Origin of the sequence: Candidatus Sodalis sp. SoCistrobi (genome assembly GCF_900143145.1) — a bacterium.
Taxonomy (GTDB): domain Bacteria; phylum Pseudomonadota; class Gammaproteobacteria; order Enterobacterales; family Enterobacteriaceae; genus SoCistrobi.
In genome coordinates this window covers 1-1,694 of sequence record NZ_FRDB01000352.1, presented here as the reverse complement: position 1 = coordinate 1,694, position 1,694 = coordinate 1, and the positions used below count along the sequence as shown (strand labels likewise).

Here is a 1,694-nt window from a genome sequence, read left to right as displayed (position 1 = left end):
CGGTCTTCTGATGCACGTAGCGTATGTAAGACCGCATAATTAGGTCATTGTTGCACAGTTGACCGCCGAAGCCCGGCGTAGTGTTTGAGAGCAGTGAGCTGTGCGAACTGCGACTGCTGTTGACCTTAAGGCGCTTGCGCCGCCCTGATAGACCGGGATTGACCTTGATTTTGGGCTGTTGATTTTACCCTGCTAAATTTCTTGACTTAACACGGTAGCTTTGATAACCAGAGCGGGCTTGACGCCAAAGAACGCCGGCGACCACACCACCAGGTCCGCCAGCTTGCCCGGCGCGATAGAACCCACTTCATGGGCAATACCATGGGTGATCGCCGGATTAATGGTGTATTTGGCAATATAGCGTTTAACGCGGAAATTATCGTTATCGCCACGCTCCTCCGGCAGTGCGCCGCGCTGCTGTTTCATTTTGTGCGCCGCCTGCCAGGTACGCAATATGACTTCACCGACCCGTCCCATCGCCTGAGAGTCGGAAGACAGCATCGAAAAGGCGCCCAAATCGTGCAGAATATCCTCGGCGGCGATAGTTTCACGGCGAATATGCGATTCGGCAAACGCCACGTCCTCGGCAATGCCGGCATCCAAATGGTGGCAGACCATCAGCATGTCCAGATGCTCGTCGACCGTATTGACCGTATAAGGCATGGTGGGGTTGGTGGACGAAGGAAGGATATTGCTCGCGCCGCAGACGCGGATAATATCCGGCGCGTGGCCGCCGCCTGCCCCTTCAGTATGGTAGGTGTGAATCGTGCGATCGCCGCCAGCGTATCCTCGACAAAACCGGCTTCGTTTAGCGTATCGGTGTGAATAGCGACCTGCACATCATAGCGATCCGCCACGCCAAGGCAGCAATCAATCGCCGCCGGGGTGGTCCCCCAGTCTTCATGCAGTTTCAGACCGATAGCGCCCGCCAGTACCTGCTCTTCCAGCGCCGCCGGCAGCGACGCATTGCCTTTGCCGGTATAACCGACGTTGACCGGCAGCGCTTCCGCCGCCTGCAGCATACGGGCCAGATACCAGGGGCCCGGAGTACAGGTGGTGGCGTTGGTGCCGGCCGCGGGGTCGGTTCCGCCGCCGATGAGGGTCGTCACGCCGGAGCACAGCGCCTCTTGCGCCTGCTGCGGGCAGATAAAATGGATATGGGCATCGATGCCGCCGGCGGTGACGATTTTCCCCTCCGCCGCCACGACCTCGGTCCCGGGGCCAATCGGCACCGTCACCCCGGGCTGGACATCTGGATTACCGGCTTTGCCAATGCACAGGATACGGCCGTCCTTTACGCCGATATCCGCCTTCACGATACCCCAGTGATCGATAATCAGCGCGTTGGTGAGGACCAGATCGACGCAGTGCGCGGCGGTCATTTGCCCCTGCCCCATCCCGTCGCGGATCACCTTACCGCCGCCGAATTTGACCTCTTCGCCGTAACAGGTGAAATCTTGCTCGACTTCAACCCACAAATCGGTATCCGCCAGCCGTACGGCGTCACCGGTGGTGGGACCGAACATGTCCGCATAAGCACGCCGGGAAAGATGGCTCATGACTCTGCCTTATATCTTGATCATTGACTTTCAAAGGTTAATGATCCCCAACTGATCATTGGGATGTTACCGGTGAGTTTGTACTCTGCCTTAAGCTTACAGCTTGTACGTCAGATTAAACCCTGGTGACATATT

At 57.8% G+C, this 1,694-nt stretch carries 1 pseudogene; it reads right to left on the bottom strand.

Features of this window, described 5'->3' with window-relative positions:
* Positions 1-204: 204 nt before the first annotated feature.
* Positions 205-1,559 (bottom strand): annotated as a pseudogene (gene ureC / locus CINSTRO3249_RS15645) (urease subunit alpha); the annotation flags it as partial.
* Positions 1,560-1,694: the final 135 nt, after the last annotated feature.